This window comes from sulfur-oxidizing endosymbiont of Gigantopelta aegis, from assembly GCF_016097415.1.
Lineage (GTDB): Bacteria > Pseudomonadota > Gammaproteobacteria > GRL18 > GRL18 > GRL18.
The window spans coordinates 2,096,048-2,114,580 of the sequence record NZ_JAEHGE010000001.1 but is presented as its reverse complement, the minus strand read 5'-3'; the positions used below and the strand labels follow the sequence as shown (position 1 = coordinate 2,114,580).

Below are 18,533 nucleotides of genomic sequence, written 5' to 3'. Positions count from 1 at the left end.
GCACAAGTAAGGTATAAGGCTATGCAAAAAGCAATTCAAATAATGACACCCGTAACAGAGCAATCAATCAATATAACTGAGCTTAAACTTAAACTCAGCCACAAACTACTGATAATAAGTTTTTTCTGCCTCTTTGCATTACTTCAGAGCACCAGCCTATGGGCATCGGTTGATGCAACAACCAATAGAACAAGCCTCAGCATTGATGAAACCATGGTCTTAGAAATTGTTTCTGAAAACAATTCCGGTGAGCCTGATCTATCCGAGCTTGAAGATGATTTTCAAATCATGGGCAAGAGCCAAAGTCAGAATTATAGCCTTATCAACGGCCATGCATCACGCACCCATAGCTGGAATATTACTCTCTTACCCAAAAAAACCGGCAAGCTGACCATTCCTGCCATTAAGATAGGCAGTGAAAGCACTCAGCCAATTAAGTTAGTCATTGAAAAAGAATCCACCACACCTGCCATTGACGGCAAGGAAGTCTTTCTTAAAATACAAATTGCTAAGGATGAAATTGATGAAACCACAGAAAAAAAATCCTACTATGTGCAACAACAAATTATTATCACTGTTAAATTATTTCATCGCATACGTTTTTCTAATGCCAGTCTGAGTGATCTGGAACTCAGCAATACCGTCGTTGAAAAACTGGGCAATGATGCAAATTACAGCAAGGTGATTGCTAATCATCGCTATAATATTATTGAACGCCGTTATGCCGTATTCCCACAACAAAGCGGTGAGTTAATTATTCCTGCGATGACCTTTACCGGCAATGCCGAAATCAGTCAGAATTTTTCTTTATTTTCTCGCCCCGGACGACAAATTGTCAGTCGTACAAAGCCTATTGCTTTAAATATTTTGCCCATTCCAGCCAACTACACGGGCAAAAACTGGCTACCGGCAGAAAGCCTTGAAATAGAGTCTGAGATTGTTGAGGCCATTAATACCATCTCTGCTGGTGAAGCCATCACCCAACACATCGTTGTGCGTGCCAAAGGCTTATTAGGCTCACAACTACCGGTTATCAGTGTGGCTTTAAATAAGACCATTAAGACTTACCCTGACAAAGAAAAACTCAGTAATCAATTAATCAATGGTCAGGTGCTGGGTGTGCGACGTGATACCGTGGCAATCATTCCTTTAAAAGCCGGTGAATTTACCCTGCCAGAGATTAAAGTCGATTGGTGGAACACACAAACCAATCAACAAGAAACTGCTTATTTAGCACCACAGACCTTAATTGCCAAAGCAAATCCTGACTCGCCAGAGCTTAATGCAAAAGCACCAGTAAAAGAGCCTGTCAATACCCAGGCCAATAATACCTCTGAAGCGCATAATCCTGAGCAAACTGAAACCACTAAGACCATTGAGAAATTAGTCTATAAAGACCTCAGTCTAATGGAAAACATCTGGTTCTGGATTAGTCTTGCCTTGCTTATTTTATGGTTTATCACCTTCATAATACTCATTTCGTCACGGGCAAAAAACAAACAAGCTGAACTAAATTCTCAAGAGCGCACACAAGCTCAAAACGTCGCTCACAAAGCACTGGGTAAATATTTGCAAGCGATCTATCAGGCATGTCAGGCGAACAATGCGAGCCAAGCCAGTCATGCTCTCATACAATGGGCTCGGCTACACTTCAAACAAACAACATTAGCTGGCCTATCCGATATCATTCAAACCATCGATGATGAGCATTTCATCAATGCCATCAATCAGCTTGAAAGTGTGCAATACTCAAAGAACAAACAAAATTGGGATGGCAATGCCTTAAAAACAGCACTTGAATCCTACCTTGCTCAAGAAAAAAGAAACCATCAAGAAAAAAAGCAAAAGCCACAGGCATTTGCTCATTTAAATCCTTGAACAAATAGCATTTAAAAAAGCAGCAGGCAAAAAAAAAGCGATAAGGCTAAGCCTTATCGCTTTTTCGATCTACAAATAATTAGCCATCATTTTCAAAGCCATTGCCATAAAAGCGACTACTTTAAAAAAGATGCTAAGCACGAGATCAGACATTGTTTGTTCGTCACATGACTCCGAATCCATCCGATTTCATGTCTACCTTCATCCATAATGACACGAACGAGAACAATGCTTACTTCCTTACCAGGCTGATCCAGCCTGCGGTCAATCCATCAACCCTGCTATCCTTAATCGTTCCTTCTTACATCTTCCCTTGCTGGATTTCCTAATCCATGCGCATATGATACCAGAGTAAATTTTATCAGCAATCGGGGATCTCCTTTATATTATAGGGTTTGTATCTGCTCACCACTCAAGAAATTATTGAACCTCAAGAAAAAATATATTATTCCTTTTAAATCAAATATTTAAAACAAAACCCAGTTAAAAAAAATATATTTCATAACATCCCATTTATATTAATAAGCAGTAATGTGACTCAGTTATCATTAATGTATTATCTGACATCTTTGTTGGCTTGAGGTAGAATAATCACTATCAATAAGTTATATAAGCTATATGGAAAATACTTTATTAAAAACTCAATCATCAACAACTCAGCCATCAACAACAAGGCTCAAATAACCTGGCTAGACAGTGGTGAACCCTTTTCAGATCAATTTCAGGATTTTTATTTTTCTACTGAGGGTGGTTTACAAGAAACTGAGTATGTATTTTTAAAACAAAATGGCTTTCCCCAAAGATTTATTGATCTCAACTTATTAACTCACCACAAATCAGTCACCCAGCAACCCACCATCCACATTGGAGAAACAGGCTTTGGTACGGGCTTAAATTTTCTCGTTACAGCCTATCATTTTTTACAATATTGTAATGAAAATTGCAGTTTAAATTACACTGCCATAGAGAAATACCCCCTCAGCACAATGCAACTAGAACGTGTATACCAAGTTTTTGAAAAATCATGGCCGCAACTTGGATACCTCTGTCAGGAACTTGCTTTACACTATTCCAGCCATCAAGTGCCATCTAAATACAATAATTCAATCACATTATTCGATGGACGAATTCATTTACACCTCATAATTGATGATGCCACTAAAGCCTTAAAAGACTTGGCAGATAATCCTTCCACTCTTTATCAACACAGAATAGATGCCTGGTTTCTGGATGGCTTTGCTCCGGCAAAAAATCCGGATATGTGGCAAGACAACTTATTTGATGCACTGGCTAAACTTAGCCGGACAGGTACAACGATGAGTACATTCACTTCAGCAGGCATCGTGCGTCGTGGACTTATTGAAGCAGGCTTTAAGATGAAAAAAGCACCTGGATTAGGGAAAAAAAGAGAAATTTTAGCAGGTGTTTTAGTTTAAATTTTGTTAATTTAGCTCAAAAACAATTGTCATCAGTCCTGGTAGCTTTTTCATTGATAGTTACAATTTAAATTGACCTACAATATCTTCAAGGCTTTCTGAAGAACTCTCTAAAGACTGTCCTAATTCTGCCACCTGTTCAGCATAACTGACACCTGATTAATTTTTTCAATGGACTGTTGCACCACTGTATGACCTTGTTTTGCTGACTGATGTGCACTCTCAGCAATATTTACAGCCTCTGTGATTGTTTCTGTCACATGGCCAACGGCCTCAGTCATTTCATCCATTGAACGACTCACCGAACTAACTTGCTCCTGCTGCTCTTGTAAATGACTACTCCCTTGTTCTGAAATGGCCACCATTTTCTCTGCTGCATTCGTTGTCGTCACAGATACCTGAGAGGCATCCGCAATAATACTTTGAAATTTTATTAACATACTATTAAAAGCATTCGCTAATTGATTTAGCTCTAATACATGAGAAAGTCCTACACGCTTGCTCAGATCAGATTCATTTTCAACGTCCTGAACGGTCTTAATCATTGTATTGAGGGGGACATTAATACTTCTTGCCACAAACAAGACGGCAACAACTGCAATCACTAATAATATCAGTGTCATAGGCATTATTTCAGTAACTTCTCGTCTGTGCATTTAAACAGCACAAACTTTACCTTTCAGCAACTCAGGCAGATATGGGATCAAATTTCTCTTGCTGATCCGGTCATTAATAAAATCCCAGAATGAAATTCCTTGTTTCAAACAAGTTTTCTTTAAACTGACAAAGGTATCTCTGCAAAGTTGCCCATCCTTTGAGCGTGTACTACCACTAATTTTACGCTTAATAACATATTCTCGAATATCATTTTCACTCAAATTATTATGAAGAGGAATATCAGGCCGTTCCAATACCAGCAGTAATTCTGTTTTATTTCTTGCCAATCGTTTCAGTGCCTGATTCAACGTTTCAAAGCTTGTTTTAGTCCGGCACAATTCATCAAAATGTTCAGCAATCGCTGACTTCAACGGATCATCTGGCTCAAGTTTATATTGTTTGAGATCATAAAATAGTTCCCAAATCTGAGTATGTACCCAGTTCAGTTCTTTATCATGTCGCTCATTGAGTGGTAGTATCCGCTGAAACACTCACTCTGTCTGCATGTATCCAACATAATGCGTGCAACAAAATATCAAATTGTCTGCATCATCACTCACAATCACCAAATCACTTGGAAAGCCACTGTTAATTAATGCCCCCAGTAAAGCGCCTTCTGTGGCAATGCGAACATGCCGTTGTGTTATGATACTATTGTTCTGCAGATAGTATTTCCAGGCTTCTTCATTATCAAAGCAAGTCTGATGACTTTGTTCAATAACGCTCAATGGCTTGTGAGGTAATTTTTCTGCTCTCATATAATCAAGTGCTGCATCGTTGAGCGTATAATCAACAGCAGCACCTCGTAACAATTGTAGAAAATTAATCCGGCTCTTATATCGAGTACTTGAAAACCAGGCAAAGGTTTCATTGCCAACGTGAGTACAATAACCATTCTTTCCATCATGACGACTACCCGTATCATCAACATGGATATAAGTACTATTGTTGATACCGGCAGTTAGCAATGTATTTTTTTCAGTATGAAAATGGTCTTTGTCATGGATTAAAATCTCATTGATCTGACCCGTTGAAATATCAAAACCTAATTCTGTTAATTGTTGTATTATCAATGGCTGAGTCACTCTCTGGTGATAATATTGATAAACGATATAACTCTGTAATGTATGGCCAAAATGTCCTATATGTGTATCAAAGCTCAATTTTCCTATACAGGTATCACCATCGGGTGTTTTATAGCGAGCCAATCGATAACGAGTATTGAAAGGCTTAATCAGCAGCTCCTGAACAAAATAATCCTGATACCCTAAAAAACGTGAATGTTCTGGCAGGTTATCTGGTTTGATAACGGTGGTTTTATGAATAGCCAATTTCTTCTTTCGTTTACGACTTTTACTAGTCCCATTTCCTGAGTTGTTTTTCTTGCTTCCTGAATGACCTGTCGGATTATCATTGTCATCATCCTTTGGCAATTTACTGGCTCTTATTTTAGGCTTTGGAGGTAGCTTTTTAAGCTTAGCAACTTCTGTTTTAAGGGCATCGATTTCAACCTGTTGGTTTTGAATGATTTCCTGTTGTTGCTCCATGAAAGCAAGGAGTAATCGGACTACCGGTGTCTTTTCTTCTTCAGGTATCTCTGGAATTGGAGGTAATTTTTCACTATAATCAATACAGGTTGTTTTCAATAAAACAATTGTATCATGGCTTTTTAAGGCTCTTTAGTTTGCCCTGTGTTGATCAAACTCCCTCTCAGTTAAGATAATATTCAAAAATATTCTATTTCGATCTGAGACATGTCCTTGAGGCAACGTCTTTAAGGTCGCATCAATTTTTTCTAATTTTTTCTGACGACTGGAAAGATAATCGTCAGAATAAATGGTTCGATATAAAATCTGACTTTTAGCATCATACAAGGCAGCAAAGTCTTTACCTTGAGCATCTGTTTTTCCTTGTACAGAAAAAAAATCAATGTCTTTATTAGCTTTAAACAGATTCAGAGCTTCCACATCCTGAAGGTTAGCATAATTGCCCCCACCTACAGAACGATTCATTAAATTAAGAATAGGCTGAGCTGATACTTTTGCCAACTCAACCCGATGGTTTATGGCGGTTTCAATATCATGAGAATAACGAATATAACCCTGCACTAAACTGACCACGATCAAGATCAGAATAGGCAATAAAGTTACTGCCTTATTAATTGTGATAGATTGTTTTATAGCCATAATAATTTACACTCTTAATTGACCTTATTTTTTGTACACACACCCGTAATACACGCATCACCATAACCTGTATGACAGGTTGTACAAGTACTCGGATTTAAAGAAGGGTGAGCATCCGATATATCTTTACCATCATAAGTAAAAACACCGTATTGTGGCTCGCCCACTAAATGTTCCGTCACTAGCAAAGCTTTGATATCAACTAACTCTAATACACCTGTTGGCCCATCTTTATAATCACCAAGCGTTTGATCCGGATTGATGCGCAGATTATAAGCCGATCCTTTACCATCATTAATCCAGTTATAAGTTTTCATTGTTTCAATAACAATAGGCGGTAAGTCCGTAGGAATTGTCGTTTCTTTGCCTAAAATAGTACCCGAATGATGTATTGGCCAAGAGTCCCAGCCCTTAGGAAATTCAGCATCTGATTCAGCATAAAGCAATGAACTGGAAAAAAATAAACACTAGGAATAACAGATTTATGTCACGTATTAATTTCATACAATGCTCTCCTTGAACATTAAGTGCTTTATGCACTCATTTATTTACTGATTAAAATACAAGGGTAATCTGCCAAGATGATTACCTTTATTAACCTAAAATAATCAGTTGAATCGTAGCGAGAGCGACTTAGGTGCTGAAGATTAAGGGTTTTACAGGTTATTTTGGCTTTATTCGTAGTCACCCTACGGGTGAAGTCAAAATGTTCTGGAAAATCCTTAAGATTCAGTGCATAAGGCGGTCGCAGTAGGTTCAACTGATTTTTTAGGATTAAACCTCTAATACCTCAAAATATACCTGACAGCTCATAAAATTTATCGGCATAGAATTTATTAAGTTTAGACAAGATTAATAAAAAGGTAAAATTTTAATAAAATATAAGAATTTATTTTAAAATATATTGATAAATGTCTTTAAAATGAAGAAATTTCGTGACAAAAAGATGGAAGACATTAATAAATGCCTTTTGAGCGATTTTGAAGCAGAAATTCAATAGATTTACAAATTATGGGAATTGAGAAAAACAAATAACAAATTAAGGCTGACTTTGATATCGACCACTGCGAAGAATAATAAGTGGTACGATTGCACGATTAATATCGAGGACTTTTACCTCATTAACAGGACTGAGTTGATGACCACGCTGCCCGACAAACGAACTGAACGCAGGAGTCAGGTTTCCTTCTGAGTCAACGATATTATTGACATATTCCCCGTCAGGTTATCCGTAAGATTAAGACGTTCCGGGGTTTCAATATTTCGTAATTGAATTTTATCTGGATAAGGCAAATCATTGATAATCACATTGTTATACCAGTAAAATTGACCATTATCGACAGTCACTTTATTTTGCTGAACTTCATCCAGAAAAGTATTACGGAACATGTACATTGGCCCGCCACTTGCCGCTTGGTTGCTATTAATTCTTACACGCCCTCCGCCCACATCAACAAAATTATAGGATATTTCTATGTCGCCACTACCGAGACTGCCACTATAATATTGCACGTTTATACTATTACTTGGATTATTGTATAAATAGTTAGCACGAACAAACCACATATTAGTCCCCATCTTGGGACCAATGGGATGACCACCAAGCTCATGAAATACGTTATTTTCTATCAGTACTTTTTTTTTGCATAATAGCCTAAAATACCATAACCATTATTAACGTCATACATTTCATTATCCTGAAATAACCAGTTACTCCCATCTTTATTTTTTGATATAAAAATCATTGAATTATTTCCACCAATATAGCCCGTCGTCAGACCATAAAATTTATTCCTGCGAAACGTCACATTATTGGATGACGATGTAATTTGCACGCCCATTCCCCGGCTATTGGAATTGAGATTGAACTCTAAACCGTCAAAATAAGCATTATCTCCTCCCCCATAAATAGAAATATAGGCAAGCCCCAAGTCTATAATGGGTTTTTCATCGGGGTAGGCAAGCCAAACCATTGGCTTTCTATTACTGAACGGTGTTCTCATGCCGTTATTTTCGGTGAAGGCATCCATTGCATAGCTGCCAGTTTTCCAATAAATAAATTCACCCGCAAATGCTTGCGTATATTTAGAGTCATAGTCATTGCCTCCGTACATATCCTTCATACTTTTCCATGGCTTATTTATACTGCCATCTCCACCATTAAGAGACGATTGACCATTCACAGCATCAATAAATCGAAAACCATTACTCGTCACTAAAATTGTCCAGGCAACACGGGTCTTATTTGCTTCGGCATCAAGCACTTCAACACTGACAGGATAAGCAATAAGCGATGCCTCAGGTCTAGGCCAACTAATAACCCCTTTATTATCAATATTCATGCCTGATGGTGCTGTTAGCAACTTATATCGATAGGGATATTCACCACCAATGACCGCCAGTCTTACATTATATTCAAGTCCAGGATAGGCCTTGTAAAAACGATTTTTATATCCAGACCAGCCTGAGGTTGGGTAATTTCGAGTGGGTAATTAGCAGCTAAAACATAATTGGCAGACAGAAGAAAAATGACTAATAGCAGAGATAATTGTTTAAAAAGCATATAGAAATAACCTAATCTGATTAAGAAATTTAAGGGAAGTTTTCACAAATACATCTATTGATTGAGAAACCAATATAGCTGTTTATTAGATGTAGTAATTGAATAGACTAGACATTTATAGAAAAAATTAGCTGTTTTATTAAAAGTGCTTACAAATAGTTTAACCATTTAACAACTTTAAATTCTTATTTATCTTCAACAAATAACGCATCCCTGCTCGTTGATAGAATTTATTCTTTTTATAATAATTTCTTGGCCCAACATTATACATAGCTAAAGTACAATCCCAGTCGTTTCGGCAACTTTTTTATAGCGGGTAAGGATAATTGCTGCACATTGAATGTTGTTATCAATATTAAACAGATCAGCGGCACAATCCTTCTTCCAATATTTGGCAATAATTTGTGTAGGCCCAATCGCATTTTTATGTGACACAGCCTGAGAATAATAATTTGACTCTGTGCGAATTAATGCCGCTAATAGATCACTTGGGATATCATATTGACTGCTCACTCGGCTAATCGCCTTGGTATACTAATGTGGCTATACTTAACCGGACACACAACTTAAAATAACTAAAAGATAAAAAGTGTGACCTAAAATGAATGATCAAACAAAAAACCGAATAAAAAGCTATACATCAGAATTTAAAGAATCAGCTGTCAAATTAGCTAATGAGACGGATCAACCCGTTTCTCAGACTGCCAGGGAGCTAGGTGTTAATGTAAATACTCTACATACCTGGATCAGTAAATATTCCAAACCGGTGAAGACGGTAGCCAATAGAAGTGATGAACACATTTATGATGAAGTAAAACGTCTGAAAAAAGAATTGGCAAAAGTGATTCAGGAGCGTGATTTATTAAAAAGGCCACAGCGTACTTTGCAAGGGAAACTTTGTGAAGTACGCATGGATAACTGATCAGGCTAAAGATTACCCGGTAACGATTCTGTGCCGTTTTATGGATGTTTCCGTAGTTGCTATTATGATTGGGTTAGCTCTCCTAAAACGGATAGAGAGAAAGAAAATGAAGCGCTTACTGAGCAGCTAAAAAACTGTTTGAAGACAGTCGCAAGACTTATGGAACCCGTCGTCTTAAAAGAAAACTGGCTGAAAAAGGCGTTCATATAAGCCGCCGGAGAATTGGTCGATTAATGAAAAAAGCCGGTTTGTTTTGTAAAACGAAGAGACGCTTTAAAGCGACGACTAATTCCAAGCATAATAAGCGTATATCTCCAAATTTACTGGAAAGAGAGTTTACTGTCTCTCAACCTGATCGCTACTATGTGGGTGATATTACCTATATTGCCACCAAGGAAGGCTGGTTATATTTAGCGGTTGTCATTGACTTATTCTCTAGGCAAATTGTTGGCTGGTCGATGGATGAGCGAATGAAAGCCAAGCTAGTCAATGATGCTTTACTGATGGCCATATGGAAGCGTAAACCAATGGATGGATTGCTTTGGCATACTGACCGAGGTAGCCAATATGCCTCTGATAGTCATAGAAAAATATTGTCGGATCATAACATAATTCAGTCTATGAGCCGCAAAGGAAATTGCTGGGACAATGCTGTATCAGAGAGCTTCTTTCATAGTTTGAAAACTGAATTGACGCACCATTGTCGATTCAAAACCAGAGTAGAAGCAAAGCAGGCAATATTTGAATATATTGAGGTATTTTATAATCGGGAGCGACTTCATTCGGCTAATGATTATTTGTCACCAGTCGATTATGAAATACAGCAGGAAATAGCTTAAATCGATTGATTGAAGAGGGGTAAAGGCGACATAAATGCCGCCCATTACCGTTGACGGCCATCGGCTCCTCAGCCTGTGCCGTGAAGATATTGTAACAGGATCATTACCGTTGTGAAAATACCTTGGGTGAATGGAACGGCTCTATCGTTCCAGAGGGCAAAGCCCTTTCTCTTCATCTGTTTAAAGTTAACATGAGAAACTAAAATGATAGGAAATACAAAATGACAAAAATCACTTGAAACAGCAACGGTAATGTATAGTGGACCCCGAAAACTGGACAATAGGTTAAGATATAAGAGCTAACCTAACGGGGAACAAAAAATGAGCACAAAAAGAAAAACATTCAACAACAAATTTAAAGCAAAAGTAGCCATTGAGGCTTTGAAAGGTCAAAAACAGTCGCAGAAATTGCGTCAGAATTTGAAGTGCACACCACCCAGGTCAATAGCTGGAAAAAGCAGATGCTTGATGGTGCAGCCGATACTTTTTCAAAAAAATTAGAGAATAAAGATGCTGAACATGAAAAGGAAAAAGAACACCTGTACAGCCAAATAGGTCAACTAAAAGTAGAGGCTGACTGGCTGTCAAAAAAGTTGAAGATGTTCAACTGAGTAGAGCAGAAAAGCGGTGTTGCATAGAAAAAGAGCACCCTCAGTTGAGCATCAAAAACAATGTGAGCTTATCGGCCTGAACCGTTCAAGCTATTACTATCAACCTAAAAAGCCTCTGCAAAATAAAGATTTAACATTAATGAATTTGATTGATGAGTTGTACATAAAACATCCATTCTATGGCAGTCGTCAAATTCGTAATGCATTAAGATTGAAATGTTATAAAATTAATCGTAAAAAGTTCAACGGCTTATGCGGATCATGGGATTGGTTTCAGTGGCACCAAAACCCAATACCAGCAAGCCTTGCAAAGTAAATAACCTCTATCCATATTTGCTCAAAGGAATTGATATTAATAGGAATAACCAGGTTTGGTGCACAGATATCACGTATTTACGGATGCCACATGGATTTGTCTACCTAAGTGCTGTTATGGACTGGAGTAGCCGTTTTGTGCTGTCCTGGGAAGTGTCAACCAGCATGGAAGAAAGCTTTTGTATCAGTAGTCTGGAAACAGCACTGCGACGATATGGAAAGCCAGAAATCTTCAATACGGATCAAGGTGCTCAATATACTAGCAGAGCATTTACAGGTGTTCTAAAGGCCAATGATATAAAAATCAGCATGGACGGCAAAGGCAGAGCAATGGATAACATTATGATTGAACGACTCTGGCGAAGTGTAAAATATGAGGAAATTTACCTCAAGGATTACCAAAGTATTGATGAGCTAAAGAGCTCATTAAAGGAATATTTTGAGTTTTACAACCATGAACGACCACACAGTACACACGGTGGAAAAACGCCTGCAGAGATCTATGGCGTGATGAAAGAAGTTGTTCCAGACTTAAAACGGGCAGCATGATGAGAGGATAATCAACTTTACTGGCAACCGCCTTGTCCACACATATCCACAGGCCAAGCCAGTAGCCCTGAGATATATCGCAAGCGTCTCTGGACTACTGGCAGACCTGTGGATATGTGGATAAGACTAATACTATAAATAACCAACAGAATTATATCTTAATATTTGAGAAAGCTGTCTTGACAATGGGGTCCACTGTAATGATCCTGTTACAATATCTTCACGGCACAGGCTGAGGAGCCGATGGCCGTCAACGGTAATGGGCGGCATTTATGTCGCCTTTTACCCCTCTTCAATCAATCGATTTAAGCTATTTCCTGCTGTATTTCATAATCGACTGGTGACAAATAATCATTAGCCGAATGAAGTCGCTCCCGATTATAAAATACCTCAATATATTCAAATATTGCCTGCTTTGCTTCTACTCTGGTTTTGAATCGACAATGGTGCGTCAATTCAGTTTTCAAACTATGAAAGAAGCTCTCTGATACAGCATTGTCCCAGCAATTTCCTTTGCGGCTCATAGACTGAATTATGTTATGATCCGACAATATTTTTCTATGACTATCAGAGGCATATTGGCTACCTCGGTCAGTATGCCAAAGCAATCCATCCATTGGTTTACGCTTCCATATGGCCATCAGTAAAGCATCATTGACTAGCTTGGCTTTCATTCGCTCATCCATCGACCAGCCAACAATTTGCCTAGAGAATAAGTCAATGACAACCGCTAAATATAACCAGCCTTCCTTGGTGGCAATATAGGTAATATCACCCACATAGTAGCGATCAGGTTGAGAGACAGTAAACTCTCTTTCCAGTAAATTTGGAGATATACGCTTATTATGCTTGGAATTAGTCGTCGCTTTAAAGCGTCTCTTCGTTTTACAAAACAAACCGGCTTTTTTCATTAATCGACCAATTCTCCGGCGGCTTATATGAACGCCTTTTTCAGCCAGTTTTCTTTTAAGACGACGGGTTCCATAAGTCTTGCGACTGTCTTCAAACAGTTTTTTAGCTGCTCAGTAAGCGCTTTCTTTCTCTCTATCCGTTTTAGGAGAGCTAACCCAATCATAATAGCAACTACGGGAAACATCCATAAAACGGCACAGAATCGTTACCGGGTAATCTTTAGCCTGATCAGTTATCCATGCGTACTTCACAAAGTTTCCCTTGCAAAGTACGCTGTGGCCTTTTTAATAAATCACGCTCCTGAATCACTTTTGCCAATTCTTTTTTCAGACGTTTTACTTCATCATAAATGTGTTCATCACTTCTATTGGCTACCGTCTTCACCGGTTTGGAATATTTACTGATCCAGGTATGTAGAGTATTTACATTAACACCTAGCTCCCTGGCAGTCTGAGAAACGGATTGATCCGTCTCATTAGCTAATTTGACAGCTGATTCTTTAAATTCTGATGTATAGCTTTTATTCGGTTTTTTTGTTTGATCATTCATTTTAGGTCACACTTTTTATCTTTTAGTTATTTTAAGTTGTGTGTCCGGTTAAGTATAGCCACATTACACCTCCAATCAAACAGTCAGTTATAAAGTTTCAGAATGGCGCTATCAAACTAAAGATGGCATAAAGCATCCCATTAAACACAAAGACCAATGGCTAAAAGAATGGCGCAAAGTCGGGATAAAATTCTCTTGGTCACTATTACCCAGCGCAGGTGAATTTGCAGTGGGTGACTGGCAACAAGGATTAACAACCATCAAGCTCCCACGTAATAGCGAATTTGATTTTATTTATAAATGGCATATTAATGATGTCGCTCACACAGCCACATTAAAAAATATCAGCTGTACAGCGGACTCCTTAGCAGAAAACAATTTAATGGAAGAGAAGGAATGAAAAAACATTTACTACTACTGGTATTACTCACACTGACAATTTCAACTCATGCAGAAAGACAACAGCCTGAATTAAGCCATGAATTAACGAAAGTAAGCAAAGTTATCGCCGCGAGTGATTTTGAATTACAAAATATGGATGAAGAAAATATAAAATTCTCTGATTATCGAGGCAAGGTCGTATTATTAAATTTCTGGGCGACCTGGTGTCCACCCTGCGTGAGAGAAATCCCCTCAATGGAGCGCTTACAGCAGAAATTTGCCAAGGATAATTTTAAAGTCATTGCCTTAAACCAAACAGAAGATCCCGATAAAGTATTTGCCTTCACTGGTCAATTAGAACTTGATCCCACTTTTGAAATTATCTTTGATAGAGAGAGCACGGTGGCACAAGCCTATGCCGTACGGGGCTTGCCAACGACTTATTTGGTCGATAAAAAAGGCAACATTCGTTATCGAGCAGTGGGTGGCCGTGAATTTGACCACCCCGAAGTCCTGAAAATTATTCGACAGTTAATTGCAGAGTAATAATCAGCGGGACAGCTCAAATAACAGCATTTGTATTTGTAGGATGTGGTGAGCTGTGAACCGTATCAATGGCTTGAAATGTACGTCTTTGATGCGGTTCGTACCTCACCACATCCTACATCTAAAGTTAAAGTGTAAGCAGTTTTGAGCTATCCATAATCGATTATTATTTATTATCCTTGGCATAAAAAGCGAGTTTTACCCGTTGATAATTAGCTGCTGCTTTAGCAACTTTGCCACGCTTGCCTGTTTGTAGCCATTTTTTCACCCGATTGGCATCGCCAATCGGACTACGCTTGCCAAAGGAATCCAAGAACACCATGACCACATCCTTATTATCAATGCGTCTCAGCATCACTAGACAACGCCCCGCCTCATCAAGATAGCCCGTTTTACTGAGCTTCACATCTCTATGACCAGCACGCACCAACACATTGGTATTGGTATAAGCCAAACGATAACGGGGCTTTTTAAAGTTTGCCGTATACACTTTGGTGGTCGAGTATTTTTTGATTTCTGGATAGTGACTCGCGGCAGCAACCATCTTTGCCAGATCCGTTGCGGTGGAAATGTTTTTTTCTGATAAGCCCGTTGAATTAACGAATACGGTTTTCTTCATACCCAGTTGTTTGGCTTTCTTATTCATAGCCTTAACAAAGGCCACCGAACCACCTGGGTAGGTTCTTGCCAATGCCGCAGTCGCTAAATTTTCTGATGACATCAGGGCAATGCGTAAGGTATCACCTCGACTGAGTTCAGAACCAATACGAATGCGCGAAAAATAATTATTAATATTATTTTTATCTGCTTTAGCAAAGCGAATTTTTTCTTTGAGTGATAATTTAGCATCCAAAATCACCATCGCCGTCATTAATTTAGTAATAGAAGCGATAGGCATAATGATATGAGCATGTTTTTCAAATAACACTGCGTTATTTTTTAAATCAAGCGCAATAGCACTCACCGATGCCAGGTTAACACTATCAGTCTTTTTTTGAACAGCAAAAGCAGAATTGATAAGCACTAAAAACAAGCATAAAACATAAATAATTTTTTTCATTGGATACACTGACTTTTTCTAGATATAAGGTGGCTAAAAAGGATTAAAACTGAATAATTTCTCGCAGTACGGCAGTCGCATACGTGCCTGTTGGCAATGAGAAAGAAAGTACAGCCTTCTCTATAGACTCTTCGCTTAAACTATCAGATTTATTATCATTGAATGTTATAGTAATATTATCAGGAAATAAGCGAGCAGCACGTCGCTCTTGCTTCAAGCCTTGATGTTCTAGGCCATCACACCAATTAGACAAACTATCAGCGACCTTTTGTTCCATTGATAAGACTTCTTTTTCAGAGTTCAGACGACCCCGCCCCCACAATGCAATCGTAGGGTGAATATCTCCTTGCACGAAGCGTGAACGAATTTCATCATCAACCACAGAGGCAGAAAAAATTGAATGCGTACCAGCAAGCATCATAATTTCACCATCTATTAAAGTATTCCAGCCAAACTTTAACATTCTTTGTGACAACATTTGATTGAACAGCATGGAACGCGCAGCAGAAATAATCATACTTTTATCCGCACGTTTTTTTACTTTATGAATTCCTTTGAACCATTTAGCACCGCGTAATAAATTACCATAACCATGACCAAAACGTTGTTGAGCAAAATAATTCGGCACACCGGTAGATTGAATTAAGGCTATTTTATTTTTCAGTGCTTCTGCTGAAGTATTTTCGATGTCTCTCAGGGTGATTTCAAAGCTATTATGTTTAATAGCGCCACGTTTTAATTTTTTTCGATGTAAAGTATTAATTAAAATCTTTACCCCGTCCAATTGAAAATCATCCCATATCGGTGGCACATCAATAATTTCAAGATTAATGCTAAACCATTGCGACGTGACCCCATTGCGATCTTTTAAGCCTGCATAGCCTATTTCTTTCGCTTCCACACCAACAAATCGAGCTAATTGTCGTGCCAGCCATTCCGTATTAGTATTGGTTTTTTCAATATACAAATAAGCATGAGTACCCTCCCCTTCCGGTTCAAAACTCAGGGTCTCACGCACAATAAAATCAGCGGGCTCAGTTTTGAATTTAGCTTTACCCTGAGGCCCATTTTGATCGCTATGTGCATAACAGAGTTCTTCAACGGTGATTAATGGATATTCAGACGATAAATCAATTTCAGTATCAGTCAATTTTTTCTCATTCATTTATCTGTTTCTAGTAACACAACGGCATGAGCAGCGATACCTTCTTTGCGCCCGGTAAACCCCATTTTTTCAGTCGTCGTTGCTTTCACATTCACCTGTGAACGACTCACCTTCATATCATCTGCCAGATTCATACACATGGTTTCAATATGAGCCGCCATTTTGGGTGCTTGAGCAATAATCGTCATATCAGCGTTTGAAACATGATAACCTGCCTGTTGTACTTCTTGCATGACTTTACGCAATAAAAGCCGGCTATCTATATTTTCAAATTCATCCTCAGTATCAGGAAAATGCTTGCCTATGTCGCCCAATGCCAAAGCACCTAATAAAGCATCACACAAGGCATGAACTAACACATCACCATCAGAATGAGCAATGAGTGTTGTAATATAAGGTATCGTTACACCTCCTATGACAATATTCTCAGAAGCCTCTAAAGCCTCTTCATACACTTCATCATCGGGAAACGCATCGCCTGCTGGAAATGATTCCGCAGCATGAAGCATTGCATCATCAGAAAAGCGATGTGCATCATAACCATGACCAATCCTTAGCATCTGATACTCCTAAATCGGTTTGTCACTGCTCAGCCAAACTTCGCTATTCAGTATTTTGTGAAAAGAATATTTCTGCCAATTGTAGATCAGCAGGATGAGTGATTTTTATATTCGCTGGATGCCCCTCGACCATTTTCGGCTTATAACCCTGAAGTTCCATTGCTGACGCATCGTCTGTTACCAATGCATCCGTATCAATTGCCTGCTGTAAAGCATCATGAAGGCGTCTTAGAGGAAACATCTGCGGTGTCAGCGCTCGCCACAAGTGACTCCGATCAACCGTCGCTAACACTTGATTGTTGCCATCACAGCGTTTTACTGTATCTGCCATAGGCAAGCCCAACAAACCGCCATCATTCGTATGACTCAACTGCTCTATCAGACAACCAATATCACTTGCCTTCAAACAAGGCCGCGCTGCATCATGTACTAACACCCAGTCATCTGCTGCTGCAAACGCCTGCAATTCAGTTAAAGCATTGAGCACTGAATGACAGCGTTCTTCACCACCGGGTGCAACAATTATTTTTTCTATATCGTGTACTGAGAGGTCATTATAAATATCCTGCCAATAGGGATCGTCTGGCGTTATGGCAAGCACAATACCACTAATATTAGGGTGTTGTAAAAACACCGACAAGGTTTGTTCTAAAATTGTTTTACCTGCCAATAGTAAGTATTGCTTGGGAATATTAGCGCCCATGCGTTTACCAACACCCGCAGCAGGTAATATCGCCCAACACTTTTTTGTGGAGTTTGTTGACTTATGCATTTTTATATGATTTTTTTGTCTATTCTTAAACGTTATAAATGAGGGGACAATTAAACCTGCTTTATACTTCAGATGTAGGATGTGGTGAGGCACGAACCGCATCACTGACCTTAAACATAAACCTTTGATGCGGTTCGTGCCTCACCACATCCTACTAATATAAAGATAAATGAGTATTGGCTTTAATTCTTCTCAATCACATGAAAAAAAGTTTCACCTTGTTTAATCATGCCTAACTCACTACGCGCCCGTTCTTCTATCGCCCCAAGCCCTTTCTTTAAATCCAATACTTCGGCCTTTAAAGCATCATTACGCTCTTTAAGCTGTTTATTCTCATTTGCTTGTAACACCAATGCCGCTTCAAGTTGATTGACTTCAATGATGCTTGCCTTACCCACCCAAAGGTCATATTGCAGGGCAATAATTAAAATAAGAAAAATGCTAATGATATAGTTCATAAACTGTTATTCATTTGACCTGAATTACTTAAACTGAACTTCTTAACTTAAACCTAGAAACCTCAGTTGAATCGTAGCGAGAGCGATTAAAGTGCTGGAGATTCAAGGCTTTACAAGTTATTTTGGCTTTATTCGTAGTCACCCTACGGGTGAAGTCGAAATGTTTTGTAAAGT

At 38.6% G+C, this 18,533-nt stretch carries 17 protein-coding genes and 3 pseudogenes; 6 read left to right on the top strand and 14 right to left on the bottom strand.

Annotation, left to right across the window (positions count from 1 at the left end):
• The first annotated feature begins 21 nt into the window (after positions 1-21).
• Entirely contained in the window at positions 22-1,878 is a 1,857-nt protein-coding gene (locus JEU79_RS10585; protein WP_198264093.1) for a BatD family protein, read from the top strand.
• 587 nt (positions 1,879-2,465) lie between these two features.
• Positions 2,466-3,314 carry a tRNA (5-methylaminomethyl-2-thiouridine)(34)-methyltransferase MnmC2 gene (gene mnmC2, locus JEU79_RS10580; RefSeq protein WP_198265960.1) on the top strand — a complete coding sequence of 283 codons (849 nt, stop codon included), beginning with the start codon at positions 2,466-2,468 and terminating at the stop codon, positions 3,312-3,314.
• A gap of 122 nt (positions 3,315-3,436) precedes the next feature.
• Here mnmC2 and JEU79_RS10575 read toward each other — a convergent pair whose 3' ends face one another.
• From JEU79_RS10575 to JEU79_RS10545, 8 genes are all read right to left on the bottom strand, one after another.
• Positions 3,437-3,937: a HAMP domain-containing protein gene (locus tag JEU79_RS10575; RefSeq protein ID WP_214660547.1), complete on the bottom strand. Its 501-nt coding sequence runs from the start codon at positions 3,935-3,937 to the stop codon at positions 3,437-3,439.
• 33 nt (positions 3,938-3,970) lie between these two features.
• Complete coding sequence (locus JEU79_RS26320) at positions 3,971-4,462, bottom strand: IS66 family transposase (protein WP_246540161.1); 492 nt, start codon at positions 4,460-4,462, stop codon at positions 3,971-3,973.
• On the bottom strand, positions 4,463-5,617 hold the full coding sequence (locus JEU79_RS26315) for a hypothetical protein (RefSeq protein ID WP_246540160.1): 1,155 nt from the start codon (positions 5,615-5,617) through the stop codon (positions 4,463-4,465).
• A gap of 33 nt (positions 5,618-5,650) precedes the next feature.
• Positions 5,651-6,157: a hypothetical protein gene (locus JEU79_RS10565; protein WP_198264091.1), complete on the bottom strand. Its 507-nt coding sequence runs from the start codon at positions 6,155-6,157 to the stop codon at positions 5,651-5,653.
• 14 nt (positions 6,158-6,171) lie between these two features.
• Positions 6,172-6,603 carry a hypothetical protein gene (locus JEU79_RS10560; protein WP_198264090.1) on the bottom strand — a complete coding sequence of 144 codons (432 nt, stop codon included), beginning with the start codon at positions 6,601-6,603 and terminating at the stop codon, positions 6,172-6,174.
• A gap of 730 nt (positions 6,604-7,333) precedes the next feature.
• Positions 7,334-7,723: a hypothetical protein gene (locus JEU79_RS10555; RefSeq protein WP_198264089.1), complete on the bottom strand. Its 390-nt coding sequence runs from the start codon at positions 7,721-7,723 to the stop codon at positions 7,334-7,336.
• Positions 7,724-7,785: 62 nt separating this feature from the next.
• A complete protein-coding gene (locus tag JEU79_RS10550) occupies positions 7,786-8,499 on the bottom strand; it encodes a hypothetical protein (RefSeq protein WP_198264088.1) in 714 nt (237 codons plus the stop codon).
• A gap of 494 nt (positions 8,500-8,993) precedes the next feature.
• Entirely contained in the window at positions 8,994-9,233 is a 240-nt protein-coding gene (locus tag JEU79_RS10545) for a lytic transglycosylase domain-containing protein (RefSeq protein ID WP_198264087.1), read from the bottom strand.
• Positions 9,234-9,321: 88 nt separating this feature from the next.
• Between JEU79_RS10545 and JEU79_RS10540 the strand changes: the two are divergent.
• A pseudogene (locus tag JEU79_RS10540) lies at positions 9,322-10,481 on the top strand (IS3 family transposase).
• A gap of 321 nt (positions 10,482-10,802) precedes the next feature.
• Positions 10,803-11,956: pseudogene (locus JEU79_RS10535) on the top strand (IS3 family transposase).
• A gap of 305 nt (positions 11,957-12,261) precedes the next feature.
• Here JEU79_RS10535 and JEU79_RS28515 read toward each other — a convergent pair.
• Positions 12,262-13,417, bottom strand: a pseudogene (locus tag JEU79_RS28515) (IS3 family transposase).
• Between the two features lie 229 nt (positions 13,418-13,646).
• On the opposite strand from JEU79_RS28515, the gene JEU79_RS10515 reads away from it, so the two are divergent.
• On the top strand, positions 13,647-13,817 hold the full coding sequence (locus JEU79_RS10515) for a hypothetical protein (protein ID WP_198264085.1): 171 nt from the start codon (positions 13,647-13,649) through the stop codon (positions 13,815-13,817).
• Positions 13,814-14,344, top strand: coding sequence for a TlpA disulfide reductase family protein (locus tag JEU79_RS10510; RefSeq protein WP_198264084.1), 531 nt, complete (start codon positions 13,814-13,816; stop codon positions 14,342-14,344). The genes JEU79_RS10515 and JEU79_RS10510 overlap by 4 nt, the downstream gene beginning before the upstream one ends.
• A 166-nt stretch (positions 14,345-14,510) precedes the next feature.
• On the opposite strand, the gene pbpG is transcribed toward JEU79_RS10510, so the two are convergent.
• The 5 genes from pbpG to ftsB form a co-directional block, all read right to left on the bottom strand.
• Complete coding sequence (pbpG, locus tag JEU79_RS10505; protein WP_198264083.1) at positions 14,511-15,404, bottom strand: D-alanyl-D-alanine endopeptidase; 894 nt, start codon at positions 15,402-15,404, stop codon at positions 14,511-14,513.
• 43 nt (positions 15,405-15,447) lie between these two features.
• The gene (gene truD, locus JEU79_RS10500; protein WP_198264082.1) at positions 15,448-16,569 is read right to left on the bottom strand and encodes a tRNA pseudouridine(13) synthase TruD; all 1,122 of its coding nucleotides are present in this window, start codon (positions 16,567-16,569) and stop codon (positions 15,448-15,450) included.
• Positions 16,566-17,129 carry a 2-C-methyl-D-erythritol 2,4-cyclodiphosphate synthase gene (gene ispF / locus JEU79_RS10495; protein ID WP_198264081.1) on the bottom strand — a complete coding sequence of 188 codons (564 nt, stop codon included), beginning with the start codon at positions 17,127-17,129 and terminating at the stop codon, positions 16,566-16,568. The genes truD and ispF overlap by 4 nt, the downstream gene beginning before the upstream one ends.
• Positions 17,130-17,172: 43 nt before the next feature.
• Positions 17,173-17,901 carry a 2-C-methyl-D-erythritol 4-phosphate cytidylyltransferase gene (gene ispD / locus JEU79_RS10490; RefSeq protein WP_198264080.1) on the bottom strand — a complete coding sequence of 243 codons (729 nt, stop codon included), beginning with the start codon at positions 17,899-17,901 and terminating at the stop codon, positions 17,173-17,175.
• A 182-nt stretch (positions 17,902-18,083) separates the two neighbouring features.
• The gene (gene ftsB / locus JEU79_RS10485; RefSeq protein ID WP_198264079.1) at positions 18,084-18,359 is read right to left on the bottom strand and encodes a cell division protein FtsB; all 276 of its coding nucleotides are present in this window, start codon (positions 18,357-18,359) and stop codon (positions 18,084-18,086) included.
• Positions 18,360-18,533: the final 174 nt, after the last annotated feature.